Origin of the sequence: Campylobacter rectus, from assembly GCF_004803795.1 — a bacterium.
GTDB lineage: Bacteria > Campylobacterota > Campylobacteria > Campylobacterales > Campylobacteraceae > Campylobacter_A > Campylobacter_A rectus.
The window spans coordinates 1138803-1162394 of sequence record NZ_CP012543.1 but is presented as its reverse complement, the minus strand read 5'-3'; the positions used below and the strand labels follow the sequence as shown (position 1 = coordinate 1162394).

Below are 23592 nucleotides of genomic sequence, written 5' to 3'. Positions count from 1 at the left end.
CCAAAATTTAGCTCAAATTCGGCTGTTTTAATTACGTAAATTTAAAAAGCCGCCCGGTTCGTCAAATTTGCAAAACAAATCCCAAACCAGGCGGCAAATTTAGCCTATTTTAGGTTATCTCTTTAGACTATTTACGATCGAGAGCATATCATCGCTCGTCGTGATCGCCTTTGAGTTTGCTTCGTATGCGCGCTGACCCGTGATGAGGTCGGTCATCTCCTCTACCAGCTGGACGTTACTCATCTCGACAAACCCCTGCCTGATCGTGCCTAGACCGTCAAGACCAGCCGTGCCGACTACGACCTCGCCGCTAGAACCCGTCGGCAGGTAGAGGTTGTCGCCCATAGAGTGCAGGCCTGCGGGATTGATGAAGTTGGCTAGCTCGATGCGGCCGACCTGCGCCATCTCGGTATTGCCGGGCTGGAGCACCGAGACGGTGCCGTCGGTGCCTACCGATATCTGCGTGGCGTCGGCGGGGATGGTCATCTGCGGCTGGAGCACGTAGCCGTCGGAATTTACGACCGTGCCTTCGCTGTTGAGCTTAAAAGCGCCGTTTCTAGTGTAGGCCGTCGTGCCGTCGGGAAGCTGCACCTGAAAAAAGCCGTTGCCGGCGATAACCATATCGAGGTTGTTGCTAGTTTCTTTAAAATACCCTTGCGAAAATATCTTCGTTATCGCCGTCGGACGCGCGCCTAGACCCACCTCGATACCCGTCGGGCTTTTCGTCGTGGCGCTGGTCGCCGTACCCGCGTACTCCATGACCTGATACATCAGATCGGCGAACTCGGCGCGGTTTTTCTTATAGCCGATGGTATTTACGTTTGCGATGTTGTGCGACGTGACGTCGATCTGGGTTTGTTGGGCGATCATGCCGGTGGCGGCAGAATAAATAGACCTCATCATTTTTGTGTTTTCCTTTCTTAGCGCGTTGTAGCTAGAGTGTATACTTCGTTGGGTTTTTCCTCGGCTTCGGTTACGTATTGCATATACGCGCCCTCGCCTCGCAAAAATCCGCCTAGTCTCCATCTCAAGCTACTGCCGCTTATCTTTATGTATCTAATGAGCGGCTCATCGCTTTTGCCATTGCAAAATATATTCCAAATTTGCAGTCTTAAATTTGACGCTTCTGCATAAAACCGTCGCCGCCCGTTTTTTATGCCGGGCGAACGTCTAAATTTTACAAATTTGACGCGATTTCTCGCATTTATTGGGCATTTAGCAAAAGGCGTTCCAAATTTGCAAATTTGGGAAAATTTGAAAATATTTTAGCGGAAGTATTTTTAATTTATATTAGCGGCAGGGATTTTAATGTATAGCGATTTGTGTTTATTGAAATTTAAAAACCTTAGCGGAAATATCTTTGAACGGATTTGCGAGCTGTGCAAATTTTTACGAACGAGACTAGGCATGTAGCCTGTCGCTGCGAGTAAAAATTAAATCTCTCGCAAATACGTCAAAGAGATAACGCTAAATTTAGACTTTCGTGCTAGCGAGCTTACTTATGGCTTCCTGATTTAGATCATCCATATGTGACGTCATCACCTTTTGATACATCTCGACAAAGCGCTGCGTCTCGATTAGTCCGACCATCTCGGTCACGGCATTTACGTTGGAGATTTGAGTGTATTTCCACGCGACCGCGTCTATCTCGCCGCCCACGTCTTCAAGCTCCTTTAAATTCGGTAAAACATAGAGATTATCGCCCTCTTTGGTTAGATTTCGTATCTCTTTTGGCTGCGCGATATAAAGCCTGGCTAGCGGCTCCTCGTTTGAGTATAGATTGCCGTTTTTATCGGCGGAGAAGCGCTCGCCTTCGGGGATCTGGATGCCTTGAAAATTATTCGAAAAATAATCGCTCGGCAGCACCTTGTAGCCTTCTTTAGTTACCAAAAATCCGTCCTCGTCGAGGTTAAACGAGCCGTTTTTGGTTAGGCGCACGTCGCCGGGCTTTACCTCGACTAGGAAAAAAAGATCCTCTCGCTTCATCGCAAAATCAAGGTCGTTGTTTGAAAATTTAAGCCCGCCCTGACTAAAATCCACGTATTGCTCCGAAATTTGCGGCACCCTGTCGATAGTTCTGTTTAGAAATTTCGCCGCGTCTTTCGTATGATTTTTTATCGGCAGCTCATCGCGATACTCTTTGAAAATCCTCTCAAAATCCCCTACCACGACGTCGTCGCGCTTAAAGCCGATAGTGTTTATGTTGGCAAGATTGTTTGCGATGACGTCTAGGCGGTTAAACTGCGTCACCATGGCGCCGGTTGCTTGGTAGTAGCCGTTGTTCATTTACTTTTCCTTATTAGTCGGCTTGTCTTTTGAGTACTTTTTGTGGATTTCGTTAAAATTTGACTCGATAGGCTACATGCCTTATCTTCGTCAAATTTTAACTTCAAAACCCCAAAAATCATCTCAAAATCCTTCGCCTCATTGTTTTATTTTTACAAATTTGGCGCGATTTATCACATTTTTCTGACAACTTTAGCAACTTCCGTTCCAACTTAAATTTAATAAATTTTTCAGCAAATTTATCCAACCTTAAAGCGCCCGAATATTCGTATTTTTATTAATATTTAAAGAAATTTGGGTATAATCCTCATTTTCTACAAAAAGAAGGAACCCCGAATGAGTACCGCAAAAAAAGAGGCATTGACGCTCATAGAAGAGCTTTTTAAAGAAAACGCCAAAGGCTACATCACTTACGAAAAATTAGTCAAATTTTTAGACAAAACGCCCACTGCGGCGATGGCAAAAAAGATAGAATCTCTTGCTAAAGCAAATAAAATCCGGCTCATCACCTCGGCTGAAATCGCAAAAATGCGAAACATCGAGGACGCCAAAAAGCGCCGCGAGGAGCTAGCCAAACTAGCCGATGACAATCTCGAAGAGGAATTTGACCTCGCTAGCGAAACGGACCTGCTCGAGTGGTCGCGCTCGGACAGCCCCGTGCGTATGTATCTGCGCGAAATGGGACAAATCGCGCTGCTAACCAAAGAAGAAGAAGTAGAAATCAGCAAAAAAATCGAGCTGGGCGAGGACATCATCATCGACGCATTTTGCTCGGTGCCCTATCTCATCGACTTTATCCTTGATTATAAAGAACCTCTCATAAACCGCGAACGCCGCGTAAAAGAGCTTTTTAGAAGCTTTGACGACGAAGGCGAAGAAGATAGCGAAGAGGTCGAAGAAGAGGAAGAGGAAGAAATCGAGGACGGCGACAACGAGAGCGAAGAGAAGGCGGTTAAGCCTAAAAAACATAACAAAAAAGACGACAAGCGCGCCGAAAAGGTGATAGAGAGCTTTAAAGCGCTCGAAAAAGCCAAAAAAGAGTGGTTAAAAACGGCAAATAAACAAAACGACGTCGAGACGGAGGATGAGTTTTTAGCAAAGATAACGCTTGCGTTTAAAAAGAAAATTTTAAAAGATAAGCTGATGGACTTAGGGCCTACCAGCAAGCTCATAACCGAGATCGTAAAGTCGATGGAAACGGCGCTAAAAAGCGATGACGACTTTGATAAAGAGCTAAAAAGGCTTGAGTATAAGCTGCCTATGTTTAGCGACGAACTAAAGAAAAATCACAAATCGATCCTAAAAGATATCATCAAGCTAAGCAAAGACGACATCATCGCTAGAGTGCCCGAGGCCACGATGGTCTCGACCTACGTGGAGATCAAAAAACTGTTTGCGACCAAGGAAGCGAGCAAGAGCGGATTTAACCTCGATCCGATACTTTTAAAGGAAATTTTAGAGCAAATCAAACGCGGCAAAAAGATATCCGACGAAGCAAAAGCCAGGATGGCAAAGTCAAATTTACGCCTAGTCGTGAGCATAGCTAAGCGCTACACGAACCGCGGTTTGCCGTTTTTAGACCTTATTCAAGAAGGCAACATCGGACTAATGAAAGCGGTTGATAAATTCGAGTATAAAAAAGGGTATAAATTTTCGACCTATGCGACGTGGTGGATACGCCAAGCCATCAGCCGCGCCATCGCCGATCAGGCCCGCACGATACGCATCCCTATCCATATGATAGAAACGATAAATCGTATCAACAAAATCAACCGCAAATACCTCCAAGAAGAGGGCAAAGAGCCTGATGTGAGCGTCATCGCGCAGGAAGTCGGACTAAGCGTAGACAAAGTAAAGCAAGTCATCAAAATCACAAAAGAACCTATCAGCCTAGAGGCTCCTATCGGTAACGAGGAGGACGGCAAATTCGGGGATTTCGTCGAGGACAGAAGCTCGCTAAGCCCGATGGATCACATCCTAAAAAACGACCTAAAAGAGCAGATAGACGAGGTCTTAGATCAGCTAAACGAGCGCGAAAAAGCCGTCATCAGGATGAGATTTGGCCTGCTCGACGACGAGAGCGACCGCACGCTAGAAGAGATCGGCAAGGAGCTAAACGTAACTCGCGAGCGCGTCCGCCAGATCGAAAGCTCTGCTATCAAAAAACTAAAACACCCGAAAGTCGGCAGAAAACTCAAAAACTACATCGAGGGCTAAATTTAGCCCTCCTTTTTAAACAGATTAGCTGAAAAAACCAACTATCAAATTTAAAGAAAAAATCCAAAAGCGCAAAAGATGCGTCAAGAACTCCTATCCGAGATAAAATTCCGCAGCATAGCTTCTAGTATTTTACTGATAGGCGGCTGTATGTCCATTTGGGCTTTGTGCGAATTTTGCAGCCGCGTCTGGCTGGCTGGATTTTTGACCGCCGTGTTTTTTGTTTGCCTTGTGTTTCTTGCGTCGATGATCTTTAGGCTTCTTGCCGCTAGACAAATTTCCGAACTCTCCGCAAGCAAACTTTTTATCAAAACTTCCCCCGCGCTAATCGCGGCGGCGCTAATAGCGATTTTATAGTTATCTATGGCTTTGCATTCGATAAATTATGTCGGATTTGGTGCAGTAGAGTATGCCGCGGTGCAGATCGGAGGCTCTTTTGCTGACAATGCTTATTTTGTAATCGGAGCAGTCGCAAATAATTTTTTAAATATACGGGACACGACCCTTACGATATTTCTTGCCGTAGATTCTATTTTTACTATCTACTTTTGGCTTATACTTGGCACGTCGTATTACCTGCTCGGCAAAGATACGCAAAGTAAATTTTTCTACCCTTGCACCGGCTTAGCTTTTATGTGCATAGCGCTTCAGTTTATCGATATTTCGCCACTTAACGGTTCGGTAACTCCTCACGCGCTGCTTACGATAGTGCTTTTGATCCCGCTTTGCGAGCTGGCGGCTTGGGTTAAGATCAAAAACATCGCTCTTGCGCAGCCTTAAAATTTAAAATTTTCAAATTTCATCGCAGCTACCATACTTGCCGTTTCGCTAAATTTATCAAAAACCGATAAAACGCTTCATTAAATTTTTCGCTATCAAATTTTATAGTCGCCCAAAGACAAAACGCCGCTCCTCAAATTTACCCTCAAAACAAAAACATAAATTTTATGATAAATTCATCGCTGTTTTTGTAATATACAGCTATTTATGAGCCAAAAATGCTAATTTAAGCCTATAAATAGGCTCAAGATAAGTTAAGCGGATTTTAGCTGCGACTTGCGTTGCTATTTATAAGACCTCTTATCAATTTTAGCACAATATGATAAGGTTTTTATAAAAACATCGCTTCGTGAGCGCTTCGCTTGTTTTGCATCTTTGCTGTTATTGTATCTAAACTCTACTTCGCTACACTCGTAGCTGCGTCTTGAAAAGCTACGAACGCAGTGAAGTAGAGCAGAACACATTCTTTAAGATAAAGCAAGAAATTCTCTTTTCTTAGCTTTCCTAAGATCGCTACCGTCGCTACGCTTGAGGAGATTCCTTTAAATTTAGATAATCTATGTTTAGCATATCTCCGTCTGCTCTACTTCGCTAAACTCGTAGCCTTTCAGGAAGCAGCAGCAACACAAGTCGCAGCTCTTGTGCTTAGCCGCGCTTTGCTTGCTACTGATAAGACGCACTCTCTTTGAGAAAAACTGCTTCAGCACCAAAGCCTAAACGCGCTAAATGAACTAAACGCGCTGGATAAGGTTGTCGGCATACAGGAGTCGTGGGAAAAGTCGCTAGGTAAAAACAAAAAAGCTTAAACCGTGCAGCAAATTTCCATATATTGTCCTTCTGCCGCGATCGTCATTCTTGCCAACCAACTTGCCCTTGTGCTATCATTGTAAATTCTTTTTTAATTTAGCAAATCTGCCACTTATCTTAACATTGTCATTTTCACCAACGCTTGTAGCCAAATCGCTTATAGCACGGTGTTGATTTTCCTTACCCTGCCCGATTAACTCATCAGCTTCACGGCGCGAATAATTCGTATTGTGAGATATAAATTTGTTTAAACGCATTTTTTCATTATTTCAACCACAAGCTTATAGGATAAAATTTCAATCGGTTTGCCGTTTCTAACAACGACCAACAGCTGAATTTTGTGTTTAATCTCGGCCAATGCATCAATAGCTAACATATTTTATTGCCAATTGTTTTTAGATTTTTTGTAGCATATTTTAAAGCCGGATCGTTTATATCAAAATCATCTCTCATCAGTGCTCTACACAAATCGTCATCGCTTAAAATTCCAACCGAAACCGTTTTGATCCACTGACAAAACGTTATCTAGTTTGCCGCGTGTCGTTTCGTTTATCACAAATTTTATACTCGCATCTTTGCGGACGGTTGGCAAAATTTCATCTTTCATAACGTTCTTAGCTTTCATAAACAAACGTTTATCTAAACTCCCGCCGGGTAAAAATTCGCAAAATTTTCGGTCTTAAAATTTCTCATTTTCATTAAACAAACGGCTAATGTGCCGCTAAAACGCCTTTTCTCATCTTTTGCCATACCGATTATTTCTACGCCAAAAAGTTTGATATGAGGTAAAATTTTAATCAATTCTTCACTTTCGCCAATAAAACTATTTTCCAAAACAATGCCATCGTGCCCTATCTTCCAAGATTGCCGTGCATAGCCTCGGTTGGAGTGCAAGAAAAGGCCGAGCGGCGCCGGTCCTTGCTAGGGTTGCCGCGATTTTTGCGCCTTTGTAAAAGCTAAATTTACTTTTTTATACTGCAGCGTCCGAAAATAGAGCACGCAGGGCACCAGCCGCTAAGCCCTATAGCAAGAGGTATAAGACCGATTAGCGCCCACCAAGGACTGCACATACCAAGCGAGCCGGCAATACCAAAACCGACGATCCATAAAAGACCTACCGCGCTTCTTATCGCTCTATTTTTTTTACTAAGCGATGATGGGCGGTCTAGCAACTTATAAGCCGGACAATAACCCGCAACACCGCTTAAAATCAATACCACTCCTATGATCGCCGGCCATAGCGGTAAGTGATTGCAAAAAAATCCAAACAGATAAACAACGATACAACCTATAAGAATTCTTAAAATTCTATCGACTAATTTCATTCAATCTCTCCTTAAATCCTGCCCGATAGCATTCCGCACATTACCATAGGCTTCATTATGTATGCTTTTAGTATCCACATAGTCCATCTTTCTTGCGTAGGATCAAGCGGGAAAGATGGCGCAGGATGTCCGCTCCAATCAAATTCCGCAAACATCACCGTACCTACGCCGGTTATAAGCGGACAAACGGTGTAGCCGTCATATTTCTCTTTAAATTCGGTGCCGCCTTCCATTAAAGTAACCAAATTTTCTACCAAAACTTTATACTGCTTACGTGCGCTTCCACCCGTTTTGCCAAGAGGAACGGCCGCACAATCGCCGATAGAAAACACGTTTTTAAATTTAACGTGTTGAAGAGTTTCTTTATCGACCGGCACGAAGCTAGTCGATGAGCCAAGCGGCGAATCTCCAACGGCTTTTGGAGCGCCTTGATGTGGAACGACATGTAGAAAATCGAATTTCTTCTCAAATGTTTCGGTTTTTTTGATCTCTTCATACTCACCCAAATCTTTGTCGAATTCTCCCTTTTCTATCCAGCTTTTCTCAAAAGTAGCGACTTGATTTTGAGTATCGACTTTAACGAGCCTTGTTTTGAAAAAGAATTTAATATCTCTTGCTTTAAACTGTTTCTCGATCGCTTCGGCATACTCCGGAACGTTAAAAAGCTTACCGGAATTTGTGTAAAATGTTATATTTACTCTATCTCTAACGCCGGCTTTTTTTATCAAATCGTGAGCTATATAAGCAATCTTTTTAGGTGCTCCACCGCATTTTATAGGGGTTGGTGAGTCTGAAAATACCAATTCCAGTTTAGGATCGTTTTTATCCATTTTTTTAGCTCTTTGGACGATGCTTTTTATGCCGTCTCTCGCATCAACCGAGCCGTCTATGAAATATAAAGAATAAACGCCGTTTTTACCGACTTTTTCGCGCACTTCTTTGCAATCTCCGCTCGTAGTGGTTTGTCCGACAAGTCCATCTACTGCGCCGTAATTTAATGCCATACCCATAGCGACTATTAGATAATCGTATGAAATTCTCTCGCCGTTGTCTAAGATTACAGTGTTGTTTTCAGGATCGAAATTTGCAGCCGATCGCTTTATCCATTTAACCTCGCTTGGCATATAGTCTTTTGTGTTATACCAAACGTCTTCTTTTTTATAAACGTCAGCGGCGATTAGAGAAGTACCGGCTTGATATGAAACGGAGTGTTCGTTTGGCTCGATTAACGTAACGTCCGGATTTTTTAATCTCCTGCAAAGCCTAGCCGCCGTTGATAAACCGCTAAGACCTCCGCCAACTATGACGATCTTTCCTTTTGCGTCCGAAACAGGCATAGCCTGAGCTTCCTCGGTCCCAAATATAGACAGAGCAAGAGGAGTAGCCATCGCCATTTTAAGGGCGTCTCTACGGCTCACGCTACTATTTTTGTTTATATCTTTTAAAATTTCTTCGGTTAATTTCTCACTCATTTTATCTCCTTAATAGCGGTATCTTAAACTAGCACGTATTTGTTGAGCTTTTTTCACTGCGCCAGGCGTTTGATCCACGTCCATTGGTGTTCCCGTCCAGCCAAAAAACGTATCACTTCCGGTATAGTCATAATCTATATGCAAAAAGCTTAATTGTGCGGTGAAATTTTTATCCACGATAGGCAAAATATAATACGTCTCATACGCATCGCCTCTTGCGGCTAATTTCGAGCCGATCAAAGTATCTTCGCCATATGTAAAACTTCTCCAATATTTCGAGCCGTGATTGTATTCAAACCCAATCCTATCTTTTTGAAAAAATCCAGGAATTTGAAGTCCGACATAAAGCGAAGATCCGAATTTACTATCTGTGCTTCCAAGCATTCCGGAAACTTTCCCCATTCCATTAGGCGTTATAGCTCCGAGCTTGTTATTGTTTGGTTTTGTTTTGCTAAACGCAAATGAAGCGAAAAATATGGAATCATCTAAAAAATCGCTTATACCGTCTCCTATGCCATTTACTTGCAACGACAACGCGCCACCGGTCATATCGCCTACATCTTTGAAGCTAAAACTAGGTCTGTTTATCGAACCTATCATATGCCCCTGAGCATCATATTTAGGTATGACAGCGATACCGTCAATATCCATATCCATCAAATTCTTAGCTACAAAGTAATTTCCAAGCAGCTTATACTGTCCGTCATCGTAAAACTGCAATATTAGTCCGGCCAAATCCATATTCGGATTTTTGTCATCATTGACGTATCCGGGATTAAAGCCCATTGTGCTCATATTCATAGAATACGCGCCTATCGTGTCAGAAAACCCTCTGCCAAGGCAAAGTTTAGCGTAAAAGCCCGGGATATTAGTCAGTTTATCAAGATCGAATTTAAAGCTCGCTCCGTCAAATTCCATATTGATGTTATGACCGATCGGAGAATTCGGATTTGCATTATCGGCGCGCAAATTCGTCAAAAATCCGTCCGTGCTCGGTCTTCTGCCAAAACTAACGGTATAAGGCACGCTACCCATTTCGTTCATATATAAAAAATAAGCCTCTCTTATACGAAGCGCGGTATCGTTTGGCTTTTGGTTATCATACCAGTCGAAATTCTGAAAATACGACGAATTTGCTATGTTGTTTTGTCCGTAAATTTTATACGCACCAACCGACCCGCGAAATACCAAATTATCCGTTGGAGCGGCGGACATCCCAAGTATAAGTTTGTTTGTCCAAATTCCGTTTCTTCTTTTCTTGCCGGTATTTCCATTGTATTTGTAATTGATCTCATCGTAAGCCGTTCGCAAATCCGCATTAAATTTGATATGATCGCCGGAAGTTTGCTTTTTAACATCGGTAAGATCGGTTCTAATCGATTTTATATCTTGCGCATTTTTGGCTACGCTTAATGTTTCGCCGTTAGCATTTACGACTTGAGTGGAATTTTTTAGCTTTTCTTGATCGGCTTTTAGCTCTTGAATCTGAGCTTGAAGCATCTTTACTTGCTCTTCAAGCGATTTTAGCGTATCGCTTTGACTAGCCGCCATCGATAGCGAAGCCGCTACCGATAAGATTACGAGTTTTTTCATTTTAAACCCCTCTTAGCAAGATGGCACTTTACCGCTATCTACCGCATATTCTATGCAAAAATCTTTAATGTGCGGCATAAATTTAGACCATTTTTCTTCTTGAAAAAATCCCTTTAAATCAGGATATTTTGCAGAAAATTCTTCCACAAATTTCTCGGCATTACCATCAAAAAGAGCTTTCCACTCGGCTTGCGTATGAAGAGCGGCAAATTTATCACCTTTCATTCCGGTAAAATCTTTCATAAATTTCAAATAATACTTCTGACCCTTAACAGAATCAGCCGAAGCGGTGGTCACAACCGCACCTAAAAGCAAAAAAGCGCTCAAAAATACACTAAACAACTTTTTCATAAAAGTCTCCTTTTGGTTAAATTTTTAATCTCGTATTTTACTAAGGAAATAAAATTTTATATGTGATGAAGTTACATTATTTGCCCAAATTTCAATCATCTTTAGAATTTATAAAAAACCGTCAAACTTAATCACCAAATTTTGTATCCGGCGATCAAATTATGTTTATTAGTGATGTATTTGATTTAGGCTCAAGATAAGCTAAGAGGATTTTTTCTTATCATCTTTAGTAAAATATGATAAAGCTCTTTCGTTATTATGTCTAAACTCTACTTTGCTGCGCTCGTTACTTTGCAATAACATCGGCAAAATCATAGTTCTTGCGCTTAACGGCGCTATGCTTGCTACTGCTAGGACGCGCTCTCTTTGAGAAAAACTCCTTTGAAAGTTTTTAACTTATCTTGAGCCAATCAAATTTTGCAAATTTTAACTTTACCTCCGTTAAATTTACCCTCAAAACAAAAACATAAATTTTATGATAAATTCATCGCTGTTTTTGTAATATATCGTTATTTATTTATGAGCTAAAAAATGCTTATTTCAAGCCTATAAATAAATATAATTTTAAAACTTAAGGAAAAGACATGGGTAAGTTTAAAATTTTCGCACTAGCTCTTGCGCTTTGCGCGAATTCGCTTTTCGCAGATCGCGTTATAACCGATCAGTTAGGTCGCGACGTCACGCTGCCTGATGAGGTTAAACGCATAGTCGTGCTTCAGCACCAAAGCCTAAACGCGCTCAACGAGCTAAACGCGCTAGATAAGGTCGTCGGCGTGCAGGAGTCGTGGGAAAAGTCGCTCGGTAAAAACTACATCCGCCTAGCGCCCAGCCTCAAAGATATGCCCACACCGGGCGATCTAAAGGTCATCAACTACGAGGCGGTGCTCAAGCTAAATCCCGACGTCGTGATCGTCACGAACTACATCCCAAAAGAATACATCGAAAAGATGAACGAGCTCAAAATCCCCGTCATTGCCGTTAGTTTTCAACGCAGCGACGCCGCCGATAAGGGCAAGCTAAATCCGACTTTCAAAGACGATGAGGCAGCCTACACCGAAGGCTTTTACGACGGGATCGAGCTTCTTGGCAAGGTGGCAAACCGCGATAAAGAGGCCGCCGAGCTCATAGGCTTCGTAAAAACCTCGCAAGAGCAGCTAAAGGCTAAATTTAGCGACTTCATCGTAGATAAAAGACCTAAAATTTATATGGCAAATCCCGATCTCACGACCTACGGAAGCGGCAAATACACGGGCATAATGTTTATGCGAGCAGGCGCGCAAAACGTCGCGGCGCAGAGTATCAAGGGCTACAAGCAGGTATCTGCCGAGCAAGTTTTAGCGTGGGCGCCGCAGATGATCTTCGTGCAGGATCGCTACCCGCAGGTGCCCGCTGAGCTCAAATCCAACCCTCAGCTTGCAAATTTAAGCGCGGTTAAAGAGGATAAAATTTACATGATGCCCGAATACGCCAAAGCGTGGGGCTATCCGACTGCCGAAGCCATGGCGCTTGGCGAGTGGTGGCTAGCGATGAAGCTCTATCCAACGCACTTTGACGAGGCGGAGTTTGACAAAAAAGTGGAGGAATTTTATCAAAAATTCTACCGCACGAGCTATAAATAATGCTAAATTTGGCGCTGATTGCGATCTGGCTGCTACTTAGCCTCGTATCTTTGTGCTTAGGGCAGTATCACGTAAGCATAGACGAAGCGATTAAAATTTTATTGGGCTCGGACGCCGACGCCACGGCGCGTAGCGTGATGTATGATATTAGAATCCCGCGTATCCTGCTCTCGTCTTTGTGCGGCGGATCGCTCGCGCTTGCGGGTTTGAGTCTGCAAGCGGTGTTTAAAAACCCGCTTGTAGGCCCGCACATCGTGGGCGTCAGCACTGCGGCGGCATTTGGCGGCGCGCTTTGCATACTGCTTGGTTTTGGTTCGTTTTATATCGTGGGTTTTGCCTTCTTTTTCGGGCTTGCGGCGCTTTTTATGCTCTATTTTATCGCCAAGCTCGTAGCCAGAGCCGATATTTTTTCGCTCATTCTAGCAGGCATCGTTATCAACGGCGTATTTGCCGCGCTTACGAGCCTCGTGCAGTATCTCGCCGATAACGAAGAGGTGCTGCCCAACATCGTGTATTGGCTACTGGGTAGCTTCGTTAGCGCTAATTACGACAAGATCACGCTTATGGCGATCGTTGCCCTACCCTGCGCGACGATACTCATAATGCTACGCTGGAGATTTAATCTACTAAGCCTAAACGACGATGATTTAAAGGTGCTCGGGCTAAACATCGTTCGGTTGCGATCGGTGATTTTGCTGCTTTGCACGCTGCTTATCGCCGTGCAAGTAAGCGTCAGCGGAAACATAGGCTGGGTCGGACTCGTGGTGCCTCACATCGTGCGGCTGATCGCAGGCAGCGACCATGTGAGGCTAATGCCCGCCTGCTTCATCGCCGGGGCGGTCTTTATGCTCGCGATCGATGACCTGTCCCGTTGTATCAGCAGCGCCGAGGTGCCGCTTGGAATTTTATCCGCGCTCGTAGGAAGCCCGATATTCGCCTTTTTACTAAAAAGGAGCTCAAAAAATGCAAAATCTAATTGAGGTAAAAAACGCAGGCTTTTACTACGAAGCGGGGAAATTTTGCTTTCGCGGCTTAAGCTTCGAGCTCGCTCGCGCCCAAACGCTAGCTATTTTGGGCCTAAACGGACAAGGCAAAAGCACGCTGATGTTTTGTATGATGGGGATCTTGCAACCCAAAGAAGGCGAGATCGCGCGCGAGGCTAAATTTGCCTTCTTGCCGCAGAGCTTCGGCGTGGCGTTTGATTACAGCGTGCTTGATATCGTGCTGATGGGGCGGGTGCGCGAGATTTCGCTCTTTTCCAAGCCCGGCAAAAAGGATATCCAAATCTGCCTTGACGCGCTAGATACGCTAGGTATCGCTCATCTGCAAAAGCGCAGCTTTAACGCCCTTAGCGGCGGGCAGAGGCAGCTCGTGCTCTTTGCCAGAGCCCTAGCTAGCGGCAGCGACGTACTGTTTTTGGACGAGCCCGCAAGCGCGCTGGATATAAAAAATCAAGACCGCGTGCTAAGCCTCATCGCAAATTTGCGCTCAAATAGCGATGCGAGCATAGTTTTCACCACTCACCAGCCTAACCACGCCCTAGCCGTCGCCGATCGCACGCTGATTTTGCGAAACGATCTTAGCTACGACTACGGCGAAAGCGACGAAATTTTAACCGAATCCGCGCTTAGCTCGCTTTACGATGTGCGGATCAAAACGGCTAAATTTGACGTCGAAGGCGAGCAGACGACCAGCATCACGCAAATTTTCAGCGCGCAGGTGAAGTAGCTTTTTTGGATTTTGATCGGCAAAATTTGCACCGCTAGTAAATTTTGCCGATTTTTTAAATTTTAAATCGGGAGCTCGCGCGACTTGTGAGTTTTTTGCCGCTCATTAAATCCTACGCGTGCCACTTAAATTTGCGGGGCGTAAAATTTAGATTTTTGCAGGCGTATTTGTTTAAATTTTATGCTTATAAATTCGCCGCTCATCAAACCGCATATCACATAAATTTACATGTTTAAATTTACGCGATTAGCCCTATTTTTCGCGCTTGAAATACTTAATTCGCTCCGTATTGCGCTCCTAAATTTGACGCAGACAACGTCCTTTCGTCCGCTCGTCGCTTTGCTAAATTTACTTTAAAAATTCTTGATTTTAAAGATAAATTTTAGCCATTTCAAAGCGAGCGATAATAAATTTAGGCTCTCTTTAACTTAGGCTCAAGCAAAAGAGCAGTAAGCCACGATAAGAACTATGTTCTTGAAAAGTAACGAGCGTAGCGAAGTTAAAAATATCTAAGTTTTCAGGTGAGATTTCCAAGCCCGCCTAGAAGCTTCGCTTTATATAAACCTGCCTGCGGCACCGCTTTCGCTCGTTTTACAGAAACTTTACTTTGCTCGTTTTTAAATAGATGAAAGCTGTTTTTACTTCGTAGTTGCAAGCATAACGGAGCTAAAAGAGTAAGAGGCAAGAGAGGTAGAGGTGCGGCAAACAAAACTTCGGTGCTTAACTTCGCTTACCGTCGCCTAATGGCTCGGGACTGCTCGTAACTGCGTCTTAAAAAGCTACGAGCGTAGCGAAGTAGAGTTTAGATATAATGATAAAACAAGCGAAACGCTCACGAAGTGGTGTTTGTATAAAAGAGCTCTATCATATTGTGCTAAAATTGATAAGAGGTCTTATAAATAGCAACGCAAGTCGCAGCTAAAAATCCGATTAAATTTAACTGAGCCTAAATTTTATACATCCAAGGGGGCAAAAATGAAGTTATATTTACTCCAAAAAAGCGAGCTTATTTTAGGAACGGTATTTCTTGTTTGTAGCCTTTTTTATTTAGATTTTTATTTTGAGCTAGGAATACTTAGAGACGGAACTATAGGGTTTGTCGCATTTTCGTTTCCGCTCACACTTGCATTTAATATTTTAATGTTAGCCATAAATTTCAAACGAACTCGCGCGATATTTTTTGCTTTGATCGGCACTTTTGTTTTATGCATCTTTAACGGATGGAAAAATATATTCAGGTCGTCAATTATCGATATCGGCATACTATTTGGCGTTACTATTTTATTTTACGCTGTCGCCGGCTGGAGACAAAACATCGGACTAAAACTGTTTTTTATTTTATTTGCGGCTACGATGTATTTTTGGTTTCACAACTTTAAGGTTATCGCCCTAAAGGACAGCCTTGTTTTAGCAGGCCTGCTCGCCAGCTGCGCCACAGCGCTTTTTGCCTCGGCTTTTAGCGAAAAACGTTAAATTTTACCGCAGATAAATACATAGATGAATCAAAATTTGATATTAGGCTTGCTCTTATTTTATCGTCAAATTTAACCGCCCCGCAAGAGACGCTACAAATTTCCAAAAACAATAATCATCCAAATTTGTGCGTTGAAATTTGGCAATAAAAACTTACGACAAATTTAAATACAAAAGCCGTCCGGCCCAAATTTAATCCGCCGGAGTCGGCAAATTCGGCCAAATTTAAGCTCAAATTTCTCGCCCAAAAAGTTAAAATAATGATTTAACAATAAGCAAATTTAACTATAAAAATTAGCCAAATTTGACTCTAACAAATCAAATTTAAGAAAAAAATTTGAAAACCTTAAGCTTGATTTCAAACGCCTTTTTAAAAACGGCAATGACGCTAGCAGATACAGCTTTATCGTATCGCTTGTTTTATATCTTGCGCCTGCTCTATATGGTCAAACAAGCTATCTTTAAGCGAAATTTGATGCTTGCGTAAGAGCTAAATTTAATAAAAATTAAAAATTTGTTTTTGTTTAATTCTTATTAAATTGATAAAAGATAAAAAAACGCAAGAAAACTTTATAGAGCGCATAAGTACGGCAAGAGCGCCGAGTGTGACGTCGGGGATTTTAGTTATTTTAAATTTGCTCTCGCAAGAGATGGTTTTTTCCAAAAAGTCTCTCTGGTATCGTAGTAAGCGCGTGTAGCGATGCCGCTTGTTTCCGTTTACACCTTTACGGCGCGATATCAAAGATAAACAATCTCGCAGGCGGAGGCGTGTTTAAGCTTTACCGCATTTTATCGCTATTGACGGCGCGATGATTTTGCTAAGTTTTAGCGCGAAATGCGCGCCCGTTAGCACGCGCAAGGTCCTATTTTTCGTTATTTGCGACACGGCGTGCTTGCATTTTTGCTTTAGATAAAAAATTTAAAACTCGCCGCCGTCACGCAAAAAGTCCTATTTGTAGGCTACGCGGCGCTTTGCGCGGTCGGCACCCTCATCACTGCGACGCTAGATTTCCGCCTGCCAAAAGCCTCGCGCAATCCCTATCTCACCGAAATAATCATACTTGATATTTGCTTAGTGTTAAAATTTATTTACGTATTGGCATAGTCGAGAGAGTTTGTCGAAAATCTCAAGTAAGATTAAGATAATTTTTAAAGCTTTGACTGCAAATTTAGCCGACTTTGGTTCTCTTTTATCAAATTTACGTTTCGCTGCTTTGGCGAAATTAGACGATAAAAACACAAAAACTACTTACTCACGGACTGATTTGCCGGCAAGGAGCCGGTCACTATTTCGCCGTCCGAAAGGTTGCGATGACTAAAAAATCTCATAACGATAAAAGAAATAGCCGCGCGAATTTAAGCCTCAAAAATGCGGGGATTTTATAAACGGCAAGGCTTGGGCAAGGATTAATAGGCAAACGTTTAAAAAGCCGAGCCTGCCGGCAAGCGCATTTTTCGCGATTTTTACGTTAAATTTTACCTCTTTTAACCCAAACCCGTCAAATTTAAGCTAGATCAAATTTAAATTTATCGCAAATCTGCAAATTTGAGCTAACGACGGCTTTAAATTTGGCCCCGCAAAAGTCCAAATTTAACTCGTAAAATGCGCCTAAAAACTTTGCCTCGACTACGTCTGCTTCGTATTTTTCGCCGCTTATGATTAGCTCCGGGCGAAACATAAAGTTTCTTTGCTCCAGCCACGCTTTAAATTCGGCGGGCAGGTTTTGCGCATCCTGCGGGCTAACTAAGTTCATATCGCCCAAAAAGCAGGCGATTTCGTAGGACGCAGGGTGAAAATACAGCTCCCTAGGCGCGCCGAAAGCCAAAACCTTGCCGCCTTTTATCAGCGCGATTTTGTCGCTTAGCAAAAAGGCGTCCTCCTTGTCGTGTGTTACCATGACCGCGCTGATGCCGTTTGCCTTTATCATCTGTTTTAGCTCGCCTCTTAGCGCGCTTTTTAAGTTGCGATCGAGATTAGCGAAGGGTTCGTCGAGCAAAAGCAGCTTTTCGCGGTTTGCTACGGCTCTGGCAAAGGCCGTCCTTTGCGCCTGACCGCCCGAAATTTGATCGGGAGTTTTGTCTTTTAGCTCGGAGATTTTAAATTTCTCCAGCAGCTGCGCACTCCTTTGGGCTCGCTCGGCACTAGGCAGTCGCCACAGTGCGAATTCCACGTTTTTGCAAACGCTTAAATGCGGAAAAAGCGCGTAGCTCTGAAACATCATCGCGGTGCCGCAGCCCTCCTTGACGGCGATTTGGCCGCCGTTTGGCGTCTCAAGCCCTGCGATTATACGCAAAAGCGTGCTTTTACCGCAGCCGCTATCGCCCAGGACGCTTAAAATTTCGCCCTCGTTAAGGCTTAAATTTACGTCCTTTAAAACCTCTAAATTTCCGAATTTCTTGTTTAAATTTATGATTTTTAAAATTTCAGCCATATTTTATCTTTCTTGTTTTTTTCCGGAGATTATCTCGAGCCAAAAGACGGCGACTAGCGACATCAAAACGATGAGAAACGACGGCAGAGCCGCAGCGTAAAGCCTCTCGTCGGCAGCATAAAAAAACGCCCTAATACTAAGCGTCTCAAAGCCCAAAGGCCGCAAAATGAGGCTAAGCGGCAGTTCCTTAATGATGTCGATAAAAACGACAATGAGCGAGAGAAAGAAAAAGTGGCGAAGCAACGGAAAATGCACTTTGAAAAACAAATTTAACCGCGAGTCGTTTAGCAAAAGCGCGGCGTCGTCGATATTTGCCGGGATCTTGGCGTATCCGCTCTCGATAGCATATATCGAGGTCGCCAAAAACCGCACGACGTAACCGAAAATAAGCACCACAAAACTGGACGAGAGCAGATGCGTGCCGAAATTTCTATCAACGTAGCCAAAAACTATCATCACGCAAAGCCCGATACTAGCGCCCGGCAGCGCGTAGCCTAGCGAGACGGATTTTAGCAAAAAAGTATTTAGCGCTTTGTTTTTTATAAGTCTCGTCGCAAAAACGAGGAAAAAACTCACCGCCGTGATCAAAATAGCCGCGATCACCGCCATCAGCAGCGAATTTAGAGCCATCTGCACAAACTCAAATTTAAAGCTGTCTAGCTCGTGCACGCTCCAATACAAAAGCCAGATAAAAGGAAACGCAAACGCTAGGCAAAACACGCTCGAACACCATAAAAACGCCGCTGCCGAGCCGAATTTGCCAAGCTCTTTTTTTTGCGTAAATTTAGAGGTGTCGTGCGCGGAGAAGCTATATTTTTTAGAGGTTTTATTAACGTGTTCAAATATCATCAAAATAAACACGAACATCATCAAAAGCCCCGCTAGCACGGACGCGGAGTACGAGTCGCCCATATCAAACCATAACTTAAAAATGCCCGCGCTAAAAGTCTCCACGCCGTAATATGCCGCCGTGCCGTAGTCGCTAAGCGTCTCCATAAGCACCAGCATCGCTCCGCCCACGATCGCCGGACGCGACAGAAATATCGCAACCCTAAAAAATACGGCAAGACCGGATAGTTTATAAATTTTGCAAACGTCAAAAAGAGCTGCAGACTGCGTTTTAAACGAGGTTTTGGCAAACATATAGATGTATGGATAAAGCGACATCGAGAGCACGAAAATCGCTCCGTAGATATTCATAAACTCCAGCCTAAAGCCGAAAATTCGATGAAAATATCCTCCGTAATCCATAATCCCGACGTAGCAAAAACTAAATATATAAGCAGGAATCGCAAGCGGGAGCATTAAGGCATATTCAAAGAAATTTGAGAGCGCGAAGCGGTAGTTCGCCACCAGCCACGCCGAAACTACGGCTATGACGAGGCTAAGAGTCAGCACGCCAGCAGCTACAAAAAAAGTTCCTTGAAGATACCTTACGAAAAGATACTTAAAAAAATGCTCAAGCAAAGAGTAGTCGCCCAAAGCGATCTCGAAAAATATGCTAAAAATGGGGATCAAAACAACAAGGGCGATAAAAATCGCCCCGAATTTTACTTTCATTATTTCCAACCGGCTACGTCGTAAATTTTAATAGCCTCGTTCGTGTTTTGCACGCTTTTATAAAGCGGAGTGGAGTCTTCTTTAAATTTGCCAAAGCCCTTCACGATGTCGCTAGGCTCGACCTCTGCGTTGATCGGATACTCGAAATTTATACCTGCGAGTATCTTTTGCGCCTCAGGGCTCACCATAAACTCCATAAATTTAACGGCGTTTTCTTTATTTTTGGCTGCCTTTGTTAGCGCGATACCGCTGATATTTACGTGCGTGCCGCGGTTATCTTGATTTGGGAAAATTATGCCAAGATTCTTCGCAGCCTCTACGTCTTCGGCTTTCGGAGAGGTTAGCATCAGGCCTATATAGTAGGTGTTCATCACCGCTACGTCGCCCTCGCCTGCGTAGATGGCCTTAGCCTGATCCCTATCGCCGCCTTTTGGATCGCGGGCTAGATTTTTTAGCGTGCCCTCCGCCCATTTAGCCGCCGCGTCTTTACCGTCAGCCTCGATGATAGCAGCTAGCAGCGACTTGCTATACGGAGCCGTCGCGCTTCTGATTAGCAGTTTGCCTTTTAGCTCGGGTTTTGTCAAATCCTCGTAATCCTTGATGCCTTTAGGATCAAAGTCTCTTTTGTCATAAACGATGATCCTGGCGCGCTTTGAGATAGCAAACCACTGACCGTCGTTATCTCTATACTGCTCTGGCACGATTTTTTCCAGAGTTTCTGATTTGACCGATTGCAACACGCCTTTAGATTTTGCGGTGTAGAAATTTCCCGCGTCTGCAGTGATGAAAATATCCGCCGCGGAGCTATCCCCTTCGACTTCGAGCTTTTTGATTAGCTCGCCGGCTTTTGCCTGCGTAGCATTTACCTTGATGCCCGTCTTTTGCTCGAAAAGCTTATAAAGCTCATTGTCGGCGTCGTAGTGGCGCGCAGAGTAGATATTTACCTCCGCAGCCAGTAAAAAGCTTGAAAGCAAGCTAAGCGCGAAAAAACTTTTTTTCATTTTTATCCTTTGTATTGATGTATATTTTGCGATTATAGCGACTAACCAATGAAAGTAATATTAATTATTAAAAAGGAAAAATTTATTAAGGAGTGATTTTGAGATGATAAAATGTTTAAATTTAAGTGCTAATATTCGCGCCGTTAAATTTGAGGAGAAAAAATGAGAAAAATTTTACTTTTAGGAGTGGCTGCGGCGATGGCTTTTGCGGAAATTTCTACGGTGCAAGTTAGTCCCGAAGCGATCAAAAACTACGAGCAGATCGTAGATATCAGGACGCCCGGCGAATGGATGGAAACGGGCGTGATAAAGGGCGCAAAGACCATCACTTTTAACCCGAGAGATAAAGAGGGATTTTTAAACGAGATAAAAAGCCAAGTCGATCTGAAAAAACCCGTCGCGCTCATATGCAGGAGCGGGCGCAGGAGCGCGATTGCGGCGATGATTATAGACTCGGCCGAGCTAAATATAATAAATCTTGACGGCGGTATGGGCAGCCTCATAAATCAGGGCTACGAAACGGTGCCGTATCAAAAATAGTCCGCCTAAATTTAAACGGGTTTAAATTTTCGTCGAGGCTTTTGAATTTTTCGCGCTAGGCTTAAATTTACGCTAAATTTAAAGATTTACACGCCCTAACCCGCATCTTGAAAACGCTAAAACTCCGTCAAATTTTAAATTTGGCGGAAGGCTTAAATGATAAGCGGATTGCGATACGAGCGCTTGCCTGTCAAATTTGAGCTTACGGCGCGAATTTTTGCGCCGGGACGAAAAAGCAATGCCAAATTTTAAAATACTCACTTTAAAACCTCAAAAATCTAAATTTATCTTTGAACCGTAAAATTTGATTTAAACTTAAGCCAGGCGCATCAAGTTTACCCATAAAATTTGTATTAAATTTTTAACAATCCCACACACTCTATTTAAAGATTTGTTTTTCAAATAATTTTAAAATCATCTTAACTATTTGTTTATTATTTACTGAAATACAAATTTCAAACTACAAATTACTACAAAAATATGTAAATTTTCATAGGTAATATTAAAATTTAAGTAAAATTTTATCCTAGCTGCATTACCATTCAATAACTATTTTCACGATAAGGAGAACGGCATGGAACTACTGATCCTTGTTTTGCTAGCGGCTGCCGTATGGCTAGTGTGGCGAAAGCCCGCGAAAGAAAAAGTTGCCTTTAGGCTCTTTATGATCGGTGCAGGATTGTGCTTTGCGATGTATTTTATCGCGAGTTTTCCTTCCGTATTGCCATTTGGAAGCTATTAGGAGGACGCCATGCAAAAGAGATTTAACCTACTGATGACCACGGCGGTTTTACTGATCCTCGCTATCCCCGTAGGCATCGCAAACATCTATCTCGGATACGTCGTGGGCGAGAGCCCCTGCACGCTATGCTGGTTTGAGCGCATCGGCATGATCTTAATCGGCGTTTTAGGCATTTTCATCTTGCGCTACGGAGCCAAGATCAAATACGTCTCGGCGGTCTTCATCTGCGCGGCATACGGGCTTTTTATGAGTATCCGCCATACCTCGCTCGACGGCTTTGCGTGGGACGTGGGGATGGGCTTTGGCGACGCGATCTTCGGCGCGCACACCTACACGTGGGGCGCATTCGTGTATTGGGCCGTCGTTTTGGTAATGCCCGTGATGTTGCTTTTTGCGCCGAAAGTGCAAAACCTAGACGAGCAAAGCGAAAGCTTCAACCCCTTTAGCGCATACACGACCGCAATCGTCGCGATCTCGTTCGCCGTCATCGTCTCAAACGCCTTTCAGGCCTTCTTCTCCACGGGCGTTCCGCCTTTTAGCGGCAAAGGCGAGCCCGAGAGGATAAGCTTAAATCTAGCTCAAGCGAGCGATAAATGGACCGCTCAAATTTGGACGAGGCTGCAAAGGCCATTTTCGCTTACGGGCAAAAATAAAGTGCAGATGCCCCATATCGCCGGCGCTTTAGAGGAAGGGGCGTTTAAATTTAACGAAAATCCAAACGACGGCGCCGTGAAAAATTTAAAACCAGCCCTTAAGATCAAAAGCAAAAAACCGCTTGCGTTTAAAGCGACGGGGATCTTCGGTCAAGGAAACGCAGGCGGGCTCGCATACGACGCCGCAAGCGATGAGTTCGCTGTCGTCTCGACGGCTGCGGGAGTATATTTTCTAGACGGCAGTCTGCAAAACATAACGCACCGCGCGATCCTAGATAAACCGAACGGATACGACATCAGATACAGCGTCGATAGCACCTTTGCAGACGGCAAGCTCATTACGACCGCTTTTAACAAAACCCTTTGGGCGGTGGAAAAAGCGCCGCAGGGCGAGATCGATAAATTTAAAGAGTGGAATACCTTCCGCGAAAGCAGCGGCGGGCTAAAGACTTCGTGGTATAGAGATCGCCCCGCCGTGCTAACCGTCAGGGCAAAAAAGGCCTACGTCCTATCGATCGCAAGCGACCCTGCAAGCGAGTTTATGTATATGTTCTCGGTGCCGAATGAGGTTTCAAAAAAAGTCGTCGTCATAAAGGTCGATAAAAACGATCAAACCTTAAGCGCCGAGAGCGTACTAAAACCGAGCGCAGGGCTTGAGCTAAAAGACGGACGCGATCTAAACGACTATTACATCACCGGCGCCGACGTGAAAAACGGTAAAATTCTAGCGCTTAGCAAAAACTACAACACCCTACTCGTCGTGGATGCAGAGACGATGAAGGCAGTGGATGCCTACGAGCTGCCTGCCGTCGGCGATATGCACGCTATCGCGATCAAGGGCGAGTCGCTCTTCATCCTAAGCGTAGAGGGCGGACAGGACGTCGTGTATGAGTTAGAAAGTCCTAACATATAGGGCGCTAGCAACGCAAAAGCATCAAATTTTGGCGTTTTTACGGTTTTTTGTTTTATTCGCCAAATTTGAGCTTCATAGCAAACTATATAAAACGTCAAAT

Annotated in this window: 22 protein-coding genes and 1 pseudogene; 10 read left to right on the top strand and 13 right to left on the bottom strand. The window is 43.7% G+C overall.

Annotated features, from left to right (window positions below):
* Window positions 1-114 precede the first annotated feature (114 nt).
* Window positions 115-903: a flagellar basal-body rod protein FlgG gene (gene flgG, locus CRECT_RS05515; protein WP_004320620.1), complete on the bottom strand. Its 789-nt coding sequence runs from the start codon at window positions 901-903 to the stop codon at window positions 115-117.
* 570 nt (window positions 904-1473) lie between these two features.
* Entirely contained in the window at window positions 1474-2286 is an 813-nt protein-coding gene (locus CRECT_RS05510; protein ID WP_004320662.1) for a flagellar hook-basal body protein, read from the bottom strand.
* A gap of 336 nt (window positions 2287-2622) precedes the next feature.
* Here CRECT_RS05510 and rpoD point away from each other — a divergent pair, with 336 nt between their 5' ends.
* Entirely contained in the window at window positions 2623-4503 is a 1881-nt protein-coding gene (rpoD, locus tag CRECT_RS05505; protein WP_171992680.1) for an RNA polymerase sigma factor RpoD, read from the top strand.
* 83 nt (window positions 4504-4586) lie between these two features.
* On the opposite strand, the gene CRECT_RS12580 is transcribed toward rpoD, so the two are convergent.
* On the bottom strand, window positions 4587-4814 hold the full coding sequence (locus CRECT_RS12580) for a hypothetical protein (protein ID WP_227932214.1): 228 nt from the start codon (window positions 4812-4814) through the stop codon (window positions 4587-4589).
* Window positions 4815-4866: 52 nt separating this feature from the next.
* Here CRECT_RS12580 and CRECT_RS12575 point away from each other — a divergent pair, with 52 nt between their 5' ends.
* Window positions 4867-5283 carry a hypothetical protein gene (locus CRECT_RS12575; protein ID WP_004320623.1) on the top strand — a complete coding sequence of 139 codons (417 nt, stop codon included), beginning with the start codon at window positions 4867-4869 and terminating at the stop codon, window positions 5281-5283.
* Window positions 5284-6271: 988 nt separating this feature from the next.
* Here CRECT_RS12575 and CRECT_RS13205 read toward each other — a convergent pair.
* The 7 genes and pseudogenes from CRECT_RS13205 to CRECT_RS05470 all read right to left on the bottom strand — a co-directional run.
* Window positions 6272-6347, bottom strand: a pseudogene (locus CRECT_RS13205) (pseudouridine synthase); the annotation flags it as partial.
* Window positions 6348-6562: 215 nt separating this feature from the next.
* Entirely contained in the window at window positions 6563-6715 is a 153-nt protein-coding gene (locus CRECT_RS05495) for a CBS domain-containing protein (protein ID WP_157752396.1), read from the bottom strand.
* Window positions 6716-6729: 14 nt separating this feature from the next.
* Window positions 6730-6924, bottom strand: coding sequence for a hypothetical protein (locus CRECT_RS05490; protein WP_050771508.1), 195 nt, complete (start codon window positions 6922-6924; stop codon window positions 6730-6732).
* 128 nt (window positions 6925-7052) lie between these two features.
* Entirely contained in the window at window positions 7053-7415 is a 363-nt protein-coding gene (locus tag CRECT_RS05485; RefSeq protein ID WP_050771509.1) for a YgaP family membrane protein, read from the bottom strand.
* A gap of 11 nt (window positions 7416-7426) precedes the next feature.
* On the bottom strand, window positions 7427-8887 hold the full coding sequence (locus CRECT_RS05480) for an NAD(P)/FAD-dependent oxidoreductase (RefSeq protein ID WP_004320651.1): 1461 nt from the start codon (window positions 8885-8887) through the stop codon (window positions 7427-7429).
* 9 nt (window positions 8888-8896) lie between these two features.
* Window positions 8897-10480, bottom strand: a complete 1584-nt coding sequence (locus CRECT_RS05475) for a DUF3373 family protein (RefSeq protein ID WP_004320624.1) — start codon at window positions 10478-10480, stop codon at window positions 8897-8899.
* A 12-nt stretch (window positions 10481-10492) separates the two neighbouring features.
* Window positions 10493-10831 (bottom strand): hypothetical protein, encoded by a 339-nt coding sequence (locus CRECT_RS05470; RefSeq protein ID WP_004320642.1) that lies wholly within the window; start codon window positions 10829-10831, stop codon window positions 10493-10495.
* 584 nt (window positions 10832-11415) lie between these two features.
* On the opposite strand from CRECT_RS05470, the gene CRECT_RS05465 reads away from it, so the two are divergent.
* The 5 genes from CRECT_RS05465 to CRECT_RS05445 all read left to right on the top strand — a co-directional run bounded on the left by CRECT_RS05465 (window position 11416) and on the right by CRECT_RS05445 (window position 16138).
* Window positions 11416-12450 carry an ABC transporter substrate-binding protein gene (locus tag CRECT_RS05465; protein WP_004320619.1) on the top strand — a complete coding sequence of 345 codons (1035 nt, stop codon included), beginning with the start codon at window positions 11416-11418 and terminating at the stop codon, window positions 12448-12450.
* The gene (locus tag CRECT_RS05460) at window positions 12450-13430 is read left to right on the top strand and encodes a FecCD family ABC transporter permease (protein ID WP_004320595.1); all 981 of its coding nucleotides are present in this window, start codon (window positions 12450-12452) and stop codon (window positions 13428-13430) included. Before CRECT_RS05465 ends, CRECT_RS05460 begins: the two co-directional genes overlap by 1 nt.
* A complete protein-coding gene (locus CRECT_RS05455; protein ID WP_004320644.1) occupies window positions 13414-14178 on the top strand; it encodes an ABC transporter ATP-binding protein in 765 nt (254 codons plus the stop codon). The genes CRECT_RS05460 and CRECT_RS05455 overlap by 17 nt, the downstream gene beginning before the upstream one ends.
* A gap of 975 nt (window positions 14179-15153) precedes the next feature.
* Entirely contained in the window at window positions 15154-15651 is a 498-nt protein-coding gene (locus CRECT_RS05450) for a hypothetical protein (RefSeq protein WP_004320640.1), read from the top strand.
* A 337-nt stretch (window positions 15652-15988) separates the two neighbouring features.
* The gene (locus CRECT_RS05445) at window positions 15989-16138 is read left to right on the top strand and encodes a hypothetical protein (protein ID WP_004320603.1); all 150 of its coding nucleotides are present in this window, start codon (window positions 15989-15991) and stop codon (window positions 16136-16138) included.
* 1018 nt (window positions 16139-17156) lie between these two features.
* Here the strand turns inward: CRECT_RS05445 and CRECT_RS05440 are convergent.
* The 3 genes from CRECT_RS05440 to CRECT_RS05430 are packed head-to-tail and all read right to left on the bottom strand — an operon-like array spanning window position 17157 to window position 20644.
* The gene (locus CRECT_RS05440) at window positions 17157-18083 is read right to left on the bottom strand and encodes an ABC transporter ATP-binding protein (protein ID WP_004320665.1); all 927 of its coding nucleotides are present in this window, start codon (window positions 18081-18083) and stop codon (window positions 17157-17159) included.
* Window positions 18084-18086: 3 nt separating this feature from the next.
* Window positions 18087-19643 (bottom strand): ABC transporter permease, encoded by a 1557-nt coding sequence (locus tag CRECT_RS05435; RefSeq protein ID WP_004320611.1) that lies wholly within the window; start codon window positions 19641-19643, stop codon window positions 18087-18089.
* Window positions 19643-20644 carry a Fe(3+) ABC transporter substrate-binding protein gene (locus CRECT_RS05430; RefSeq protein ID WP_004320658.1) on the bottom strand — a complete coding sequence of 334 codons (1002 nt, stop codon included), beginning with the start codon at window positions 20642-20644 and terminating at the stop codon, window positions 19643-19645. Before CRECT_RS05430 ends, CRECT_RS05435 begins: the two co-directional genes overlap by 1 nt.
* A gap of 162 nt (window positions 20645-20806) precedes the next feature.
* On the opposite strand from CRECT_RS05430, the gene CRECT_RS05425 reads away from it, so the two are divergent.
* From CRECT_RS05425 to CRECT_RS05415, 3 genes are all read left to right on the top strand, one after another.
* Window positions 20807-21184, top strand: coding sequence for a rhodanese-like domain-containing protein (locus CRECT_RS05425; RefSeq protein WP_004320626.1), 378 nt, complete (start codon window positions 20807-20809; stop codon window positions 21182-21184).
* Window positions 21185-21758: 574 nt separating this feature from the next.
* Window positions 21759-21926 carry a hypothetical protein gene (locus tag CRECT_RS05420; RefSeq protein ID WP_004320646.1) on the top strand — a complete coding sequence of 56 codons (168 nt, stop codon included), beginning with the start codon at window positions 21759-21761 and terminating at the stop codon, window positions 21924-21926.
* A gap of 9 nt (window positions 21927-21935) precedes the next feature.
* On the top strand, window positions 21936-23492 hold the full coding sequence (locus tag CRECT_RS05415) for a disulfide bond formation protein B (protein WP_004320616.1): 1557 nt from the start codon (window positions 21936-21938) through the stop codon (window positions 23490-23492).
* Window positions 23493-23592: the final 100 nt, after the last annotated feature.